The organism is Bacteroidetes bacterium SB0662_bin_6 (genome assembly GCA_009839485.1).
In the GTDB taxonomy this organism is placed as follows: domain Bacteria; phylum Bacteroidota; class Rhodothermia; order Rhodothermales; family VXPQ01; genus VXPQ01.
The window spans coordinates 1-15377 of record VXPQ01000063.1; the positions used below are offsets into that span (position 1 = coordinate 1).

The window sequence follows — 15377 nt, forward strand, 5'->3', positions numbered from 1 at the left end:
CTCGGAGATCACCGGCTACGCATACCGGCTGAAGGAAAACGGCGAAGCCTTTGGTATCGAGGATCTTGCGGCATGGTTAGACATCCCCGATGGAGCGAGTGTCCGCAGCTACACGGTTACGGGCCTGACGAACGGAACGGAATACAAGTTTGAGTTACGAGCGGAAAACGAACATGGAGGAGGAATCCCTGCAAAAGCAATTGCCCGGCTGCCGGCGTCAGCGGGCTCCCGGCCCGTGAGTACAGAGGATGAAGAGATGCCGGACGAAGTGGCGCTCATGGGCAACTATCCGAATCCGTTCAATCCGGAGACAGCAATAAGCTATGCGTTGCCGCAAGCCGGCGAAGTCCGTCTTGCCGTGTACGATTTGCTGGGGCACGAGCTGGCGGTTCTCGTCGACGGGTTGCAGCCCGCGGGTCGCCACACCGTGCGGTTCGATGCAAACGATCTGCCCAACGGGCCGTATGCCTACCGTTTACAAGCAGGAACCAAGGTCCTGACCCGCACAATGATGCTGGTTAAGTGAAACGGAGGATTCGCTGCCGCGACTGCGGCGCTTACGCCGGGAACACGAGCGAGAAAGTAGTACGACTCGTCAGGATCGGCGGCCACACTGCGCTCGCGGCGCCTGGCCTGGCAGGAAAATAGGCCCCGCAGAGCGCCGCTGCATAGTGCTAACAGGTCCTAATACACCTCCGTCACACCCCGTTCCTCGGCAAGAGCCGGTTCCAGCGCAAAGCGGATGTACAACGCATCTGGGCCGTATACCGTGTCGTCCTGCGCCTGCTCCATAACGCGCCGCATCGTTTCTTCGGCAGGGGCCGCCTTGTCGCCCAGCAACTGCAGGGCGCGCGCTGCCCGGAGCACATCCAGCGGATCGCCGGTTTCCAGCACCTCCTCAAGCACGGCAAGGGCTTCCGAGGAACCATCCAGCGCAAGAAGGGCTGCCGCCGCCTCTGTGCGCACGGCGGGAACCGCATCCCGCAAGGCGTTCCGAAGCGCATCCTGACTCAGGGGATCCCCGGCTCCGGCCGCATGCAACCCCAGGGCGGCCCAGTACCGCACCGCATCGTCCGGATCCCTCAGAAGCGCCGCCTGTCTGTTCGCAGCGCGCGGCTGTCCCACGAGGTTGGCGGTGTCCAGCACGCGCGTGAGCGGATAAACGGATGGATCCGCCGTAAATTCGAGGGGCGCCTGCCCCGTCTGTTCGGCCAGCCGCAACACTTCGGCTTCATCCATAAAGCCGATATCCCGCGTCTCCACCTCCCATTGCGTCAGCCGGGCCCGCATCCGATCCAGCACGTCGAGATACGCGGAAGAGGCAGCCAGATTACGAAGCTGGTGGGGGTCGGTCACCGTATCGAACAGTTCTTCGGACGGCTTCAAGGGACCGGCGTAGGTCATCTGCGCGGCATTCAGGGCGCCCGCCTCGGCCAGCCGGGTGATGGCCTGACGGATCGGCGCCTGATCCGAAAAGAATTCAGGCTGGTTCCAGGACAGGTGCGGGTGATAATGGCGGATGTACAGAAAGCGTTCGTCGCGTACCGAACGCGCAATGTCGTACGCCTCGTCTACCCGGTCGCGCGCACCGAACACGAACTCCCGTTCCGTCATCGAATTCCCGCCCAGAAACGGCATGCCCTGCATATGCTCCGGCACGTCGTGGCCGACCAGACGAAGCATCGTAGGCGCGAAATCCACGAAACTCACCAGTCGATCGGTGGACGAACCGGGCGAAACCGGCGCCAGGTGCTGCCATTTCGGGGGGAAATAGATAACCAGCGGCACATGCAGGCCGGAATCGTAGAGCACTCGCTTGCCGCGCGGCAGGCCCATCCCGTGATCCCCGTAGAAGAATACGATGGTGTTGTCCGCTACGCCGTCCTCCTCCAGTTCGGCCAGCAGGCGGCCCACATGGGTATCCATGGCGGTAACAGCGTCGTAGTAGCGGGCCACGGTCTCGCGCACGTCCGGGTCGTCGGGATAATACGGGGGCAACGGCGCGATAGCGGGATCATGTGTCCCCAGCCCATCGGCCAGTTCGGGAAATTCCGTATCCAGAAAGGAGATGCGGCTCTGATGGGTGTGCATGTGATTGAAGACGGCGAAGAACGGCTGCCCGTCCTCGCGCCCCCGCCAGTGTGCTTCGGCACTGCTCTCATCCCAGGATTCGGCGATGAGACGCGGCTCGGCCGCCGTATTATAGTCGGTCTTGACGTTGTTCGTCGTGTAATAGCCAAGCTCGCGCAGATATGCCGGAAACCCTGTGATGTCGTCCGGAATGGGCGCTTGCGACCGCAGGCCCTGCGTGCCTGCCGTCGTGGCGTATATGCCCGTAAGCAGCGTAAACCGCGCCGGGGAACAGACGGGCGCCGTAGCAAACGCATTCGTGTACGTGACCCCCTGCCGCGCCAACCCGTCAATGTGAGGCGTTTCTGCATAGGCATCGCCGTATGCACCCAGATCGGCGCTCATGTCCTCCGATGTGAGCCATAGAATATTCGGCAGATCGGAAGCAGACTCGGCGGCGTCTTCCGCCGATCCGCATCCCTGAAGCGCTGCAAAAAGAACCAGCAGCCCGGCAATCCGGGCCATCGTCGTCGTTTTGGGGAATGGCACGATAATCATCTCCGCGATGTGAGTCCGGGAAAGATTGTATGATACGTACAGGCTGCGTGGATTCGCAATGAGGGGGTATCGGGATAAAACCGCGGTCGTACTTTCTCGTTCATTGCATACGCAATCCTGCCGAACCATTTCTCAAGGTCGGTAACCACGCATACCCAAAATGCCTGTCGGCAAGCAACATCCCGAGAAAAACGGCAACCAACCCATTCTCATGTGGTTTCGCCGCGATCTGCGGCTGACTGATAATTCCGCGCTGTCATGGGCAACCCGAACCGGAAGATCAGTCATTCCGGTTTTCATCCTGGACGAAGATGCCGGAAGCCGCCCTATTGGGGGCGCATCGCGCTGGTGGCTGCATGGCAGCCTCCATGCCCTGCACACTGCTCTGGAGAAGCTGGGAAGTCGTCTCACCTTGCGCCGGGGCCCTGCCGGGGCAACGATTGCCGCGCTGGTACGGGAAACCGGCGCATCGTCGATCATATGGAACCGGCTTTACGACCCGGCAACCATCCGGCGGGACGCGGAAATCGAGGCACAGTGTAAAAAAGCAGGAGTGACGTCACGGTCTTTCAATGCCGCGCTGCTCTTCGAACCCTGCACTATCCGGACAGGCAGCGGTTCACCCTACCGGGTATTCACGCCGTTCTGGAATCGATGTCTCGAACAGGGATTTGCACCTCCGGAGACCGAAAGGCCGGTGCCGATTCCCCCATCGTCATGGCCGGCGACCGAAGCGCTCGAAACCTGGAACCTGCGATGCCATGATCCGGACTGGGCGGCAGGGTTTCGGAAGGTGTGGCGGCCCGGGGAAGAAGGCGCCCGGCAACGGCTCGACGATTTTCTGCGTGACAGGGTCGACAAATATGGAACGGACCGCGAAGAGCCGGGCAAACGGGGCACGAGCAGGCTGTCGCCCCATCTGCATTTCGGGGAGATCGGACCGCGCCAGATCGCTGCTGCGCTCGGTGAAATCGAACCGGAGACAGACCGCGCCGCCTTTCTGCGCGAGATCGGCTGGCGGGAATTCAGTCATCATCTGCTGTTTCACAACCCGAACATGGGAAGGGTCAATATGCGACCGGAATTCGACCACATGCCCTGGCGGAACGACCCGGCCGGCTTGCGGCGCTGGCAGCGCGGCCTGACCGGATACCCGCTGGTCGATGCAGGCATGCGCGAACTCTGGACTACCGGCTGGATGCACAACCGGGTTCGCATGATCGTTGCGTCGTTTCTGACAAAGCATCTGCTGATCGACTGGCGGCACGGCGCGGACTGGTTCTGGGATACCCTGGTCGATGCGGATTGGGCCAACAACAGCGCTGGTTGGCAATGGACTGCCGGGAGCGGCGTCGACGCCGCTCCGTACTTCCGGATATTCAATCCCGTGGCGCAGTCTCAGCGTTTCGATGCTGTCGGACAATACCTCCGGACCTGGGTGCCGGAACTCCGGCGGCTGCCCGACAAGGCAATTCATGCCCCGTGGCAAGCGCCGCAAGCCGTTCTCGCCGAAGCCGGGGTTCGACTCGGCGAGAATTATCCCCATCCCATCGTGGACCATGCCGAGGCGCGCCAGCGAGCGCTGGATATCTACCGAACGCGTATCCGAGCGGCGTCGGCCCCTTCCCCGCAAAGCAATAAAGACCGGTCAGGCGCAAGTACATGACATTGACCTTTCATTGCGTTCGGGCGTACCATGTCGGCAAATTGCGCCCATGTACACCCCCTTTATAATGAAAACCCAGCAAGCCCTCCGCACGCTCACCGCAGCGGTGTTTATTGTCTGCCTGTTCGGTGCGGATGCGGCCAACGCCCAGGAAAACGGCCGCGGCTTCTATATCGGAATCGACACCGGCGCCGCCAACTCCGCGCAGTTGGGCTCGTCCCTCTCCGCAGTCACCACCCCGACGAAGTGCGACCGTCTGGTCTATGACGATCCGACCATGGCCCCGAGCAGTGCGCCGGAATGCATGGTCACCGAGCCGAGAGAACTCTCCTCCAATGGTTTTTCGCCGGGTACCGGGTTCACCGGCGGGCTCAGCGTCGGATATGCCCTCCAGGCGCTGCGCTTCGAACTCGCGTACCGGATACAGGGCTACGGAAACGATACGTCGCCGCTCGTTCAATCGACCACCAACCAGGCCGTGGTCAGCAAAGCCAGTGAATGGAGCAACGTGTATCCGCCGATCGAAACTATCTCCGGCTATCGCGCCCACCAGGTCTTTGCAAACGTCTACTACGACTTCAGCAACAACTCCCCCTGGACGCCTTCCGTGGGCGCAGGCGTCGGTATAGCCGGCACCAACCTGAACTACAACCGGCGGTTGCTGCGCAAAACAATCGCTGAAGGATACCAGGATGTGGAACCGCCTGCCACCCTTGCCGACAGACCGCTCCGGGCCGCCGGGACATTCAGTATGCTGGACCCCGAGGTCAGCGGAACGGTCATCGGCTTTCAGGTGCTGGCCGGCATGGATTACGCCGTCGGAGAACGCACCACGATCGGGCTCACCGCTCACTGGACCCGTTTCGGGACCCTGAAAGAAGATGTCGTGTGGTCGATCATCCGCAGCCATGCGCCGGTTCGCGCGGACGGCGTAACGCCCTTCTCGGGGGAATTGACGTTCGACAGCTTCGAATCGCTGGTCGCAACGCTGGGATTGAAATACCGGTTCTGAGAAACGGTGGGATCGCTTGCGTTATCAGCCCTTGAGGCTGTCTCGTTTACGAACTCCCACCGGGGGTCATATCCAAACCCTGACGGCAAGGCCTACCCCACCCCGTACAACCTTGCCGCATTACCCCAAAAAATCTGCTCTTTCACTTCGGGATCGAGATCAAGCCCCGCGATCTTCCAGTATTCGGCGGGGAAAAATCCCCAGGGCGAATCGGTGGCGAACAGGACGCGCCCGAAACCCAGATTGCGCCGGTCCAGTTCGTCGAGCAGCCATCTCGGGGCAAAGCCCGGTACGATAGACGTATCCGTGTACACATCGAAACCCTCCTCGATCCATCCCGGAAAACGCGGCACGAACGTGAACGCCGGCGCAATGGCCTCTCCGCAGTGCACCAGTTGATACGTGGCCCGGTGCCCGTACTGTTGCAGAAAAAGATCGAACTCCAGGGGATCCGCGCCGGGTAAGTATCCCGTGTGAAAATGGATGACCAGCCCATGGCCGGCGGCGGCTTCAAGAATACGCTCCATATTGCGTTGCACGGACCTGTCCCAACTGGCCGGATCGATGCCGTAGGGCGCCCAGGTGTTCGACGCGATCTTGAGCGCGCGTACCTTGGGATGCGGCAAACGGGCCAGGGCAGCGTGGAGGAGCGATTCGACCTGCGGGAGCGGCGAGACCCATAACCCGCCGTACAGATTGGGATAGGCCTCCACGGCGTCGATGAGCAAGGCGTTGTATTCGAACGCCGCCTCCTGGCGGTCGAGATAGGTGGGTACGATGACCCCCGCGTCGATACCGTGCCGGGCGAGATACGCCGCGCAATCGGCGCCTGAAGCATGGTCGAGGGCCTCGGGAATGGGCATGATCCGGCGCCCGGCGAATGCCTGCGTTCCGTACGGACCGATATGGAAATGGGCATCGAAAACCGGATGGGCGTCCTCGGGAACACCCGATCCGGACGCAGGACCGATCATCAATCTTCCAGCTGCTTCGTAAAGTGCTTGTACAGCAACCACGTAACGGCGAAGGCCACGAGAAAGATCGCGCCGGGAATCACGACGCCCACCCATGTGATCTGTGGTGCGGCGGCTTGCATGAGCAAAGACAAGGACATGGCAGTCACTTCTTGTGATGCTTGCGATAGGAACGCCACGCCAGCAACAGCCCCAGAAGGGAAGCCGCGTACGCAATAGTCATTCCGATAACCGTAGTCAGACTTTCCGTCATGGCGCAGCCTGTTCGTGTTGTTTCCAGCGGACGGAATCTTCCAGATCGCGCAGGTATTCCTGCTGGTTCTTCTCGTACTCTTCCGAAATGGCTTTCATCTTCGGGTCAATGATCCAATGCATCCACACGATGAGCACGATACTGGCGGCAGTGATCGCGAACCCCTCCCAAAGCAGGAGAAAGGACAAGGCCACACCCAGTGTCAGCGCAAAGTAGCAAATCGGCGAGAGGACGATGACGAACCAGTCTTCCCGGGTCCATTTGTCGGCTTCCGCAGCCGTCCATGTGCGTCGAATGAGAGGCATGATGCAGCAAGAAGGTTAGCGATCGGTATCTCAAACAGTCATGGGGCGCTCCGGGGAATCCTTCTGGATCAACCCGCGGCGCTCGGCTTCCCGGCGAACCGGCCCCCACCATCCGAGGGGACGCGCCTGCACATAGTACTTGACGAGATGATCCATACTTTCCGGCTTCGTCAAAAATGTGGTGGGAATGAAAACACAGGCGCCCAGCAGCATAAGCAGCCAGAACTGCTGGTAATCGGCCAGTTCCGGAATCACTCCGAACTCGGGCAATATCCACACCACCAGCCAGCTGAAACCCAGATTCGCGATCCAGGCCGACAGATATCCCCATGCATTGAACCGCCACCATACCACCTGAAGGATGTTCGGCAGCCATATCCCGGCGGTCATGATCCAGAGCGCGAAAATGAGCCACTCCGTAATGTTCTCCATCATCAACCCGTACACGAACGAACCGAGAAGCAGAATCAGCGTGGACCAGCGACCCACCCACACCAGGGTGCGTTCAGACGCCTCGGGATTCCAGTAGTGCTGGTACAGATCGCGGGTGGCATACAGCGCGCCGAGGTTCAGATGCGATGAAATGGTCGAAAGATGGATGGCAAGGATGGCGGCAAAGAAGAAGCCTATCATGCCCACAGGCAGGTAATCGAAGCCCAGTCGGAACCACCCCATCTCGTACTCGGACGTTTCGGTCATGCCCGGAAAAAGCACGAAAAAACCAAGAATGGCCACGGCCCAGACCGAGTTGCGCACGAGCCCGACCAGCGTACCCCACCAGATGCTGTAACTCGCGTCACGCACCGTGCGGGCCGACTGGATGCGCTGCGCCTCGGGATACCAGTCGATACTCGTCCCCATACCGAATCCTCCGAGAATGGCGATCACCATCATCGTGAAGAACCAGGCAGCGGGAAATTCTCCGGTCCACCATCCCGTGAACGCAAACGGATTCATGCGATCCGTCTCGCCAAGCATCATGAGTTTTTCGGCGATGCCGGTGGGACCGCCCGCCACCATGATCCCCCAGATCGACACGATCATAATGACCAGAAAGGCAATCACTCCCTGTTGAAAATCGGCCATGACGACGCCCCAGTACCCCGCCGCCAGTACATAAATGGCGCACCCGGACGAGAACGACACGAGCCCCACCCACAGCGGCCATCCGAAAAGGAAGGCGCACACCTTACCCATCGCAATGCCCACCCAGCCCAACACGAACATGTTCATGAAAACCTGCCATCCGGCCATCCAGCCGCGCAGCATTTCCGCGCCGAGGCCGGTGAACCGCACCACGTTCCATTCAGCCTGCGTGTAGGCCAGCGACCGGCGGAAAATGCGCGTCGAAACGAAGGCGCTGATAGCGGCCCATGCCGAGAAAAAGGTGTACCAGATGCCTGCCAGCCCGTATTTGTAAATGACCCCCGTAATCCACATCGGGGTGTCGGTAGCCGTGTGGGTCGCATACACCGAAGAAGCCGGTAACCACCAGGGCAACCCCCGCCCCGCCAGGAAGAAATCGGATTGGGAACGCTTGCCGAGACGGTAAAACAGCACGCCGCTGCCGATCATCAGCAGCAGAAACGCCGCCACCCAGAGCCAGTCGAGCCAGGTAAAAAGAACGTTCATTAATGACGGGGGGGGATCCCTGCGAAACGGCGAAGCGCTTCCACGATACGCCCTTTCATGGGGAAAGGCAAGGCCCGCCGGAAATTACAGGGGCAGGAGGCGCCTGCATCGTCAGGAATCCCAGGCAGGTTGTTCGTCCAACAGGCGCAGGCACAGCCACAGGGCGCGGGGCACATGAAAGCACCCCTTGTACGGGGCGCCCTTGAAGCGATGCGTCACGGCGCCCTGCCGGTCCAGATACCCGAACCATTCCCCGTATTCGGGATCGGAAAACCGCTCGAAGCTATAGCGATCCACCTTCTCGAAGGCGGCAAGATCAGCGGCGTCACCTGTCAGAAAATAATCCAGAAGGTGGGCATAGAGCGCCTCGCAATGCGGCCACCACAACTTCATGGACCATTCGAGCGGAACGGGCGAATACCCTTCCGCATCCACAAAATAGAACAGCCCCTCGTGCTCCTTGTCCCAGCCGTTTTCGAAAGACCACCGTACCATGTCGAGGGCCTGCTGCTGCACATCCGGGCGACCCAATCGCTGCGCCCAGTGCTGCAAAAACCACCCTGCCTCGATGGCATGCCCCGGCGTCATCATACGGCCTTCCGGGCCGTCCAGGCAACTGCCGTCCGGAGCGACAACCTCGTACACGCGCCGCGCATCGGGGTGTACATGCAGGGCCGTTCGGCGGATACAGTCCTCCACCTCGGCCCGGTATGTTCCGAAATCGTCGCCGGCCACTTCCTCGATCAGATTAAGCATCAGCATCGGCACGGCCAGCGCTTGCGAAGGGGGTTGCCCCTCGTGGGCCGGGCGACCCACTTTCGTCCAGTCCCAGGCCCATTCCCACATCGTTTCGAGCGCTTCATACGCCTCGCGAAGGAGTTCCGGCTCTTCCGCGGCCCGGGCATACTCTGCAAGGGCCATGATGTAAAAACACTCCGTGAAGATCTTGCGCTGGAGATACACGGGCCGTCCATCCGCCGTCACTGAAAAACAGACCCTGCCGTCCGGTCGTACGGCGTGCTTGCGCATGAAATCCATACCGCTTCGGGCCATGGCAAGCCAGGAAGGTCTGGCCTCGACGGTGCGATAAAATTTGCTGAACATCCATACCAGGCGTCCCTGCATCCACAAGTGCTTGGTCGTGTCGTATACGGCCCCGTCCCGGTCCAGATTATTGAAATGGCCGCCGTGCTCGGGATCCGGAGCATGGCGCTCCCAGAACGGGATCACGCGTTCGAACAGTTCATGCTCGTACCGGTCGCGGTAACGGGTACGGAGCGCGGCGAAATCGGCGCCGGGATGCGCGGAGGACATGTTGCAGGCTATCGTTTCAGGGAGTATGCAATGCGGAACGGATTTCAAAAATCGCACTCCGAAGATACGGATACTCTGATCAAAACCACTTCGCTCAGCACATCACATTCGCAATGAAAGAATATCATGATTCGATCGTTGAAATCAGCAGAAAACACTGCGGATTCGAGGCGTCGCGAACATGATGCGCCCTTCGGGGCTTCCCGAAAACCGGAAACAAGGCCCCCGGAGTCGCAAAACCGCGCCGCAGACCGAACGTTTCGATGCATCGTGGCGTATTTTCAAGCGCATTCGGCCGCACGAACCGCTACGCAGTACGATGCCCGACCCTTTCCGGCCATCCGGTCTATCCCCGCAACCGCCCCCTGCATCCCCGGCGCGCTGTGCCGCGGCAGCCCCCGCACTCCTTGTGGCGCTCGCTATATTCGGCGTGTGCGCATCCGCTCGCTCCGGCGCCGCGCAACCGGTCAATCGGGTCCTGTTCGAAGAGATGGCGATCGATTGCCTCGGAACGCTTCCCGAAACGGAGGGCGACCTGATCCTGCACGCTCCCGAGGAGATGCCGTATGTCCGTGCCGTCCTTGTAGCCGCATGGCAAGCCGATGGGCGCACCATATTTCTCCCGGACTCGACCAGGCCCGGCCTTCGAATCGCCTACGCCATCGAAGAAGCCGGCGTACACTACGAAAAAAGACGCCGGAAACAACTTGCCCGCGAAGTGCGCCTCGTACTCCGCTACGACATCGCGGACCAGGATGGCCGTGTGCTTGCCGACGATCGCTGCGCCCTCATGCGTTCGGACGTCATCACACGAGCGCAACGCACCGCCGTGGAAACCGAAGCCTGGCCTGAAACGCAGGGTGCGCCGCCGCGCAGGAGTCGGGTCCGCCGTATGCTGGAACCCGTCGTCCTGACCGCGGCCATGACCGTCACGGCCTGGTTGTTTTTCTCGCTCCGTTCGTCCGGAGAAGATTCTTCATGAGCGCCCGCATCAAGGCATGGCGGCGCATTGCCGGAAAGCGATGCACACCGATCGGACACCGCATGAGGCGAGGCGCGCGATGGGCTGCCCCGCTATGGTGCGTTACGCTGTGGGCCGCCTGCGCTACCCCCCTCCCGCCCGGAGGAGGCCCACCGGACAATACCCCGCCGCACATTGTCGAGAGTATCCCCGCCGGCGGCGCCACGAACGTATCCGGGGCTTCCCTCCGCATCGTCTTTTCGGAATACATCAACGAGACCTCCTTCCGAAGAGCCCTGTCCATCATCCCGGAGCCGGAAACGCCCCCGGAACTGGACTGGAGAGGCCCCCGCGTCGATATCCGGCTTGCCGACCCGTTGCGCGACAGCACCACCTATGTGTTCACCCTTGATACCAATTTGCGGGATTTGCGCGGCATTGCGCTTGCCGCCCCCATCATCCTTGCTTTTTCGACGGGGCCGACCCTGAATGCCGGGGTCCTGACCGGACGGGTCGTGCAAAGTCATAACGGCGCACCCGCCCCCGGCATAGACGTACTGGCGTATGCGGCGCCCGACAGCGCCCCGCCCGACTCTCTGCCCGTTCGTCCGGCGTACCGTACCCAAACCGATCCCGACGGCGTATTCCGGTTCGAATACATGACGGAGCGGCACTGGTTCGTGGCAGCGCTCGAAGATGCAAATTACAATACCCGTCCCGATCCGGGTGAATCTTTTGCGCCGCCGCCGGTCCCTGCGCTACTCGCGGATACATCCCGGACATCCCTGAAAATCCCCTGGATGCTGACCCGGATCGACACCGTCCGCGCCGATTCCCTGCGTGCGCCTGCAACCGATCCGGAAACGGAAGACGAGACCGCCCCCGAGACCGTTCCCCTCGAAGAAACCGGAGAAATTCGGGGGGTGGTCGTACCCGGCGAGCCGCACCCCGTGGTCGTCGAAACCTGGCCGGACACCCTAAATGTGCAGGATGCAGCCCCGCCTTGGCGGGCCACTGTGGAGGCTACCGGCGCCTTTCTGTTGCCGCGGTTGCCCGCCGGGGCGTACCAGCTCCGCGCCTGGCTTGACCGGAACGAAAACGGTCAATGGGACAAGGGCACGCTGATTCCGTACCGCCCGCCGGAGCCGGCGTATTTTCTGACGGAACCGGTACGTGTCCGCGCCCGCTGGGAAACAACCTTGCCGGACACGCTTCGTATTCCAGCGGTCGTTTCCATTCCATGACCATGCCTGCCATGCCCCCCGAACCGGTTCTGAGCGCCGCGGCCATGCGCCGCGCCGACGAACGCACCATCCACGATTTCGGCATACCGGCCCACACCCTCATGGAATCGGCTGGAAAAGGCGCCGCCATGCGCCTCTTGCAGACAATACAACCGGAAAGTGCTACTGGTGCATGGCGCGTATACTGCGGAAAGGGGCATAACGGAGGAGACGGGTTCGTACTGGCGAGATACCTCTACGAGGCGGGGGCCTCCGTGCAGGTGCTTCATCTGCACCGTAGCGAGGATGGATCGGCGGGCAGGGCACTGGCGGGGGATGTCGCCGCGCACTTTGCCACCCTCCGGAAGCTGGCGGAAACAGATCCCGACGACCGGCTCCATATTCTCCCGTACGAACCGGACGCCGCATGGCCCGATGCAGCCGTGCATGTAGACGCCCTGCTGGGTATTGGACTGGAGCGCGACCTGCGCGAGCCGGTGCGGACTCTGGTCGAGCGACTCAACGCGGCGTCCGGCCTGAAAGTGGCCGTAGACATTCCAACCGGCCTCCACGCCGACCTCGGCAAACCCCTAAGCACTGCTTTCCGGGCCGACCTGACCTGTACCATGGGCGCGCTCAAAACAGGACTCTGTCTGGACGAAGGACCTGCATACGCAGGAGAATGCGCGGTGATCGACATCGGTATCCCGGGCGCTGTACTCCGTGAAGCCGCAGACGGAGACCCGGTCAGATCCGGATACCGCGCCTCCGACGACCTCGTACGCAGCTGGATGCCCGTACGCAACGCCAAAGCACACAAATACTCCGTGGGACTGGCGCTGATCGTAGCAGGCTCGGAAGAAATGACCGGCGCGGCGATCATGGCCGCAGAGGGAGCGGCGCGCGCCGGAGCCGGCTATGTAGTATGCGGATGCGATCACCGCATCCGGGATTCATTGGAAATTCAACTCACGGATGTCGCCACCATTCCGCTCCCGGCTTCGGGTGACGGTATAGAGGCCGAAGGTGCGCTGGAGGCGCTTTCGGAACGATTGGATAAATCCGGGGCCGTCGTGACAGGATGCGGACTGGGCCGGGCGCCGGGCACCCGGGCATTTGTCCTCCGGCTGCTGGAAACCACGGCAGCCCCGGTCGTCGTGGATGCCGATGCGCTCCATGCCCTGATCGGGCAGACGGACCTCCTGCGGCGCCGGGCAGGCAGGCGCTGGATACTGACACCCCATGATGGCGAATTTCGCCGATTGTTCGGCGGGGCATTCGACGAAGCAAACATCGATCCCGCCGACCGGATGGCTGCGGCGCGGTATGTCGCGGATACGTACGACTGCGTGCTGGTGCTCAAAGGATATCCCGCCCTTGCGGCGGCGCCTGACGGCAGCACCTGGATCAACGCCACTGGCGGACCAGCGCTGGCGGCAGCAGGCACGGGGGACGTGCTGGCCGGTATATGCGGCGGCCTGCTGGCGCAGGGATTGTCGGTGGAACAGGCTGCCATAGCGGGTCTGCACCTTGGAGGCGCCGCCGCAGACCGGTACGCTGCAAAACGAGCGGGGCGATCGCTGCGGGCCACCGACCTCCTCGACGAATTGCCGTTCGCGATGAAAGAACGCCTCGGCGTGGGATAACACGTAGAAAAAGAAGCACGCCACTCGGGGAAATTGTCGGAATTCATAATACGAATTCACGGAACCGGGCGTTTTTCCGTATGTTAGGGGTAATGTGGGTTTGTGTGCGGTATGGCGATATGTAAGGTTCCAACCGAAAAATGCATAAAACGCACATGAAACCAGTGTATGGGCGCTTGACAGCACGGTAAATTTTCCGACACCCTGATCCGTATCCCAAACTATCCGGGGACAGCGACATGGCTTTGCACAAGGAAGACAAGTTCAACTTGAAGAACAAATACACGCTTTATATGGAGGCGGGCCTGATCGTCACGCTGGGCATTCTCATCGTTGCCTTCCGCGCCGACTGGTCCAACAAGAGCGATTTCGAGATCGTGCTTCCGGAACAGGAGCAGATCACCATGGAGGAAATCCAGCAAACGCAGCAAATCGAGCAACCCCCTCCGCCGCCGAAACCGCCCGTCCCCGTAGAGGTGCCGAACGATGAAATTCTCGAGGATGATATCCTTGACCTCGATGCTTCGCTGGACCTCGATGCCCCTGCGGCCGCCCTGCCCCCGCCACCGCCGCCACCGGAGGAAGAGGATGAAGAGCCTGAGATCTTCGTAATCGTGGAGCAGATGCCTGAACCGATCGGGGGTATAGCTGCCATACAGGCCGAAGTAAAATACCCCGAGATCGCCCGTAAGGCCGGCGTGGAAGGACGCGTATTTTTGCAATTCGTCGTCAACGAACAGGGCAACGTGCAGGATGTGGTTGTCTCCCGGGGTATTGGCGCCGGCTGTGACGAGGAAGCCATCCGTGCCGTGGAGCAGGCGAAGTTCACGCCCGGTAAACAGCGCGGAAAGCCTGTCAAGGTGCGGATGTCGTTGCCGATTACCTTCAAGCTGAAATAAGCACACTGAAATAAGCGCATAAACAACGCCGCCCGGACGAAGCATCCGGGCGGCGTTGTTTTTTTAAGGGCACTCTGATTAAGCGCCTTTCGCCAGCGTACGCACCCCCCCGGTCTCGTCTCCGACGAGCACATCGGTGGTATATCCTGCAAAGATGCCGTGGTCGAGAACCCCCGGTATGTTCTTGATCGCCCGCCCCAGCGCCTCCGGGTTTTCGATACCTCCCTCAAAGAAGGCGTCCAGGATGTGAAAATCCTGATCGGTGTACACCGGCATCCCCCCCTCATCGGTGCGTAGTGTCGGCGACGCTTCGAGACCTCGCAGCGCCTCCGTGACGGAATGCACCGCAAGAGGCATCACTTCCACAGGTACGGGAAAAGCAACGCCGAGCCGACGCACAACCTTGGATTCGTCCACCAGCACCACAAAACGGTCGGCCTGGGCCGCCACAATCTTTTCCCGGGTATGCGCTCCGCCGCCGCCTTTGATAAGGCGCCACTGCGGATCGATCTCATCGGCGCCGTCGATCGCCATATCCAGCCGGCCCGCCTCGGCAAGCGTAACGAGCGGCAAGCCGAGCCGGCGAGCCGTCCGCTCCGTGGCTATCGAGGTCGCAACCCCCGAAAAAGACAGCCCTTCTTCACGCACGCGACGACCTAACGCCTCCAGCGCGTATGCCATCGTGGTCCCTGTACCCAGACCGACGCGCATGCCTTTCTGCACCCATGAAGCCGCAGATTCCCCCGCGGCGCGTTTTGCATGATCCCGATTCACTTCGTTTACCCGAAAAGTCTCTGAGGCCCTGTTGACACTATGCAACGATGCTCTGTTCCGTCAGGCACGGCGTCAATCAAGGCGCGAGGA

At 61.3% G+C, this 15377-nt stretch carries 13 protein-coding genes; 7 read left to right on the forward strand and 6 right to left on the reverse strand.

Translation table 11 applies throughout. From position 1 onward, the window contains the following. Positions 1–526: T9SS type A sorting domain-containing protein (locus F4Y00_11240; GenBank protein ID MYE05527.1), on the forward strand; the 526-nt coding region annotated here is incomplete at its 5' end. 158 nt (positions 527–684) lie between these two features. Here F4Y00_11240 and F4Y00_11245 read toward each other — a convergent pair. After that, entirely contained in the window at positions 685–2757 is a 2073-nt protein-coding gene (locus tag F4Y00_11245; protein MYE05528.1) for a sulfatase-like hydrolase/transferase, read from the reverse strand. 31 nt (positions 2758–2788) lie between these two features. Between F4Y00_11245 and F4Y00_11250 the strand changes: the two genes are divergently transcribed. Then, positions 2789–4294: a deoxyribodipyrimidine photo-lyase gene (locus F4Y00_11250; GenBank protein MYE05529.1), complete on the forward strand. Its 1506-nt coding sequence runs from the start codon at positions 2789–2791 to the stop codon at positions 4292–4294. Continuing rightward, on the forward strand, positions 4188–5306 hold the full coding sequence (locus F4Y00_11255) for an outer membrane beta-barrel protein (protein ID MYE05530.1): 1119 nt from the start codon (positions 4188–4190) through the stop codon (positions 5304–5306). The genes F4Y00_11250 and F4Y00_11255 overlap by 107 nt, the downstream gene beginning before the upstream one ends. 92 nt (positions 5307–5398) lie before the next feature. Here F4Y00_11255 and F4Y00_11260 read toward each other — a convergent pair whose 3' ends face one another. The 4 genes from F4Y00_11260 to F4Y00_11275 all read right to left on the reverse strand — a co-directional run bounded on the left by F4Y00_11260 (position 5399) and on the right by F4Y00_11275 (position 9784). Continuing rightward, complete coding sequence (locus F4Y00_11260) at positions 5399–6376, reverse strand: amidohydrolase (GenBank protein MYE05531.1); 978 nt, start codon at positions 6374–6376, stop codon at positions 5399–5401. A gap of 153 nt (positions 6377–6529) precedes the next feature. Then, positions 6530–6838, reverse strand: coding sequence for a hypothetical protein (locus tag F4Y00_11265; GenBank protein ID MYE05532.1), 309 nt, complete (start codon positions 6836–6838; stop codon positions 6530–6532). Positions 6839–6868: 30 nt separating this feature from the next. Beyond that, complete coding sequence (locus tag F4Y00_11270; GenBank protein ID MYE05533.1) at positions 6869–8470, reverse strand: Na+:solute symporter; 1602 nt, start codon at positions 8468–8470, stop codon at positions 6869–6871. A gap of 111 nt (positions 8471–8581) precedes the next feature. Then, positions 8582–9784 carry an N-acylglucosamine 2-epimerase gene (locus tag F4Y00_11275; GenBank protein MYE05534.1) on the reverse strand — a complete coding sequence of 401 codons (1203 nt, stop codon included), beginning with the start codon at positions 9782–9784 and terminating at the stop codon, positions 8582–8584. A 181-nt stretch (positions 9785–9965) separates the two neighbouring features. Between F4Y00_11275 and F4Y00_11280 the strand changes: the two genes are divergently transcribed. The 4 genes from F4Y00_11280 to F4Y00_11295 all read left to right on the forward strand — a co-directional run bounded on the left by F4Y00_11280 (position 9966) and on the right by F4Y00_11295 (position 14513). Then, a complete protein-coding gene (locus tag F4Y00_11280) occupies positions 9966–10766 on the forward strand; it encodes a hypothetical protein (GenBank protein ID MYE05535.1) in 801 nt (266 codons plus the stop codon). A gap of 62 nt (positions 10767–10828) precedes the next feature. Further along, entirely contained in the window at positions 10829–11989 is a 1161-nt protein-coding gene (locus tag F4Y00_11285; GenBank protein MYE05536.1) for a hypothetical protein, read from the forward strand. A gap of 2 nt (positions 11990–11991) precedes the next feature. Then, positions 11992–13614 carry an NAD(P)H-hydrate dehydratase gene (locus F4Y00_11290; GenBank protein ID MYE05537.1) on the forward strand — a complete coding sequence of 541 codons (1623 nt, stop codon included), beginning with the start codon at positions 11992–11994 and terminating at the stop codon, positions 13612–13614. A gap of 239 nt (positions 13615–13853) precedes the next feature. Continuing rightward, complete coding sequence (locus tag F4Y00_11295; GenBank protein MYE05538.1) at positions 13854–14513, forward strand: energy transducer TonB; 660 nt, start codon at positions 13854–13856, stop codon at positions 14511–14513. Positions 14514–14591: 78 nt separating this feature from the next. Here the strand turns inward: F4Y00_11295 and rpiA are convergent, their stop codons facing one another. Then, entirely contained in the window at positions 14592–15287 is a 696-nt protein-coding gene (gene rpiA / locus F4Y00_11300; GenBank protein ID MYE05539.1) for a ribose-5-phosphate isomerase RpiA, read from the reverse strand. Between the last annotated feature and the right edge of the window lie 90 nt (positions 15288–15377).

Coding starts and splice junctions, on each gene's coding strand:
- F4Y00_11245 (MYE05528.1), bottom strand. CDS start 2,757: ATGGTTCGGCAGGATTGCGTATGCAATGAACGAGAAAGTACGACCGCG.
- F4Y00_11250 (MYE05529.1), top strand. CDS start 2,789: ATGCCTGTCGGCAAGCAACATCCCGAGAAAAACGGCAACCAACCCATT.
- F4Y00_11255 (MYE05530.1), top strand. CDS start 4,188: ATGCCGAGGCGCGCCAGCGAGCGCTGGATATCTACCGAACGCGTATCC.
- F4Y00_11260 (MYE05531.1), bottom strand. CDS start 6,376: ATGGGTGGGCGTCGTGATTCCCGGCGCGATCTTTCTCGTGGCCTTCGC.
- F4Y00_11265 (MYE05532.1), bottom strand. CDS start 6,838: ATGCCTCTCATTCGACGCACATGGACGGCTGCGGAAGCCGACAAATGG.
- F4Y00_11270 (MYE05533.1), bottom strand. CDS start 8,470: ATGAACGTTCTTTTTACCTGGCTCGACTGGCTCTGGGTGGCGGCGTTT.
- F4Y00_11275 (MYE05534.1), bottom strand. CDS start 9,784: ATGTCCTCCGCGCATCCCGGCGCCGATTTCGCCGCGCTCCGTACCCGT.
- F4Y00_11280 (MYE05535.1), top strand. CDS start 9,966: ATGATGCGCCCTTCGGGGCTTCCCGAAAACCGGAAACAAGGCCCCCGG.
- F4Y00_11285 (MYE05536.1), top strand. CDS start 10,829: ATGAGGCGAGGCGCGCGATGGGCTGCCCCGCTATGGTGCGTTACGCTG.
- F4Y00_11290 (MYE05537.1), top strand. CDS start 11,992: ATGCCTGCCATGCCCCCCGAACCGGTTCTGAGCGCCGCGGCCATGCGC.
- F4Y00_11295 (MYE05538.1), top strand. CDS start 13,854: ATGGCTTTGCACAAGGAAGACAAGTTCAACTTGAAGAACAAATACACG.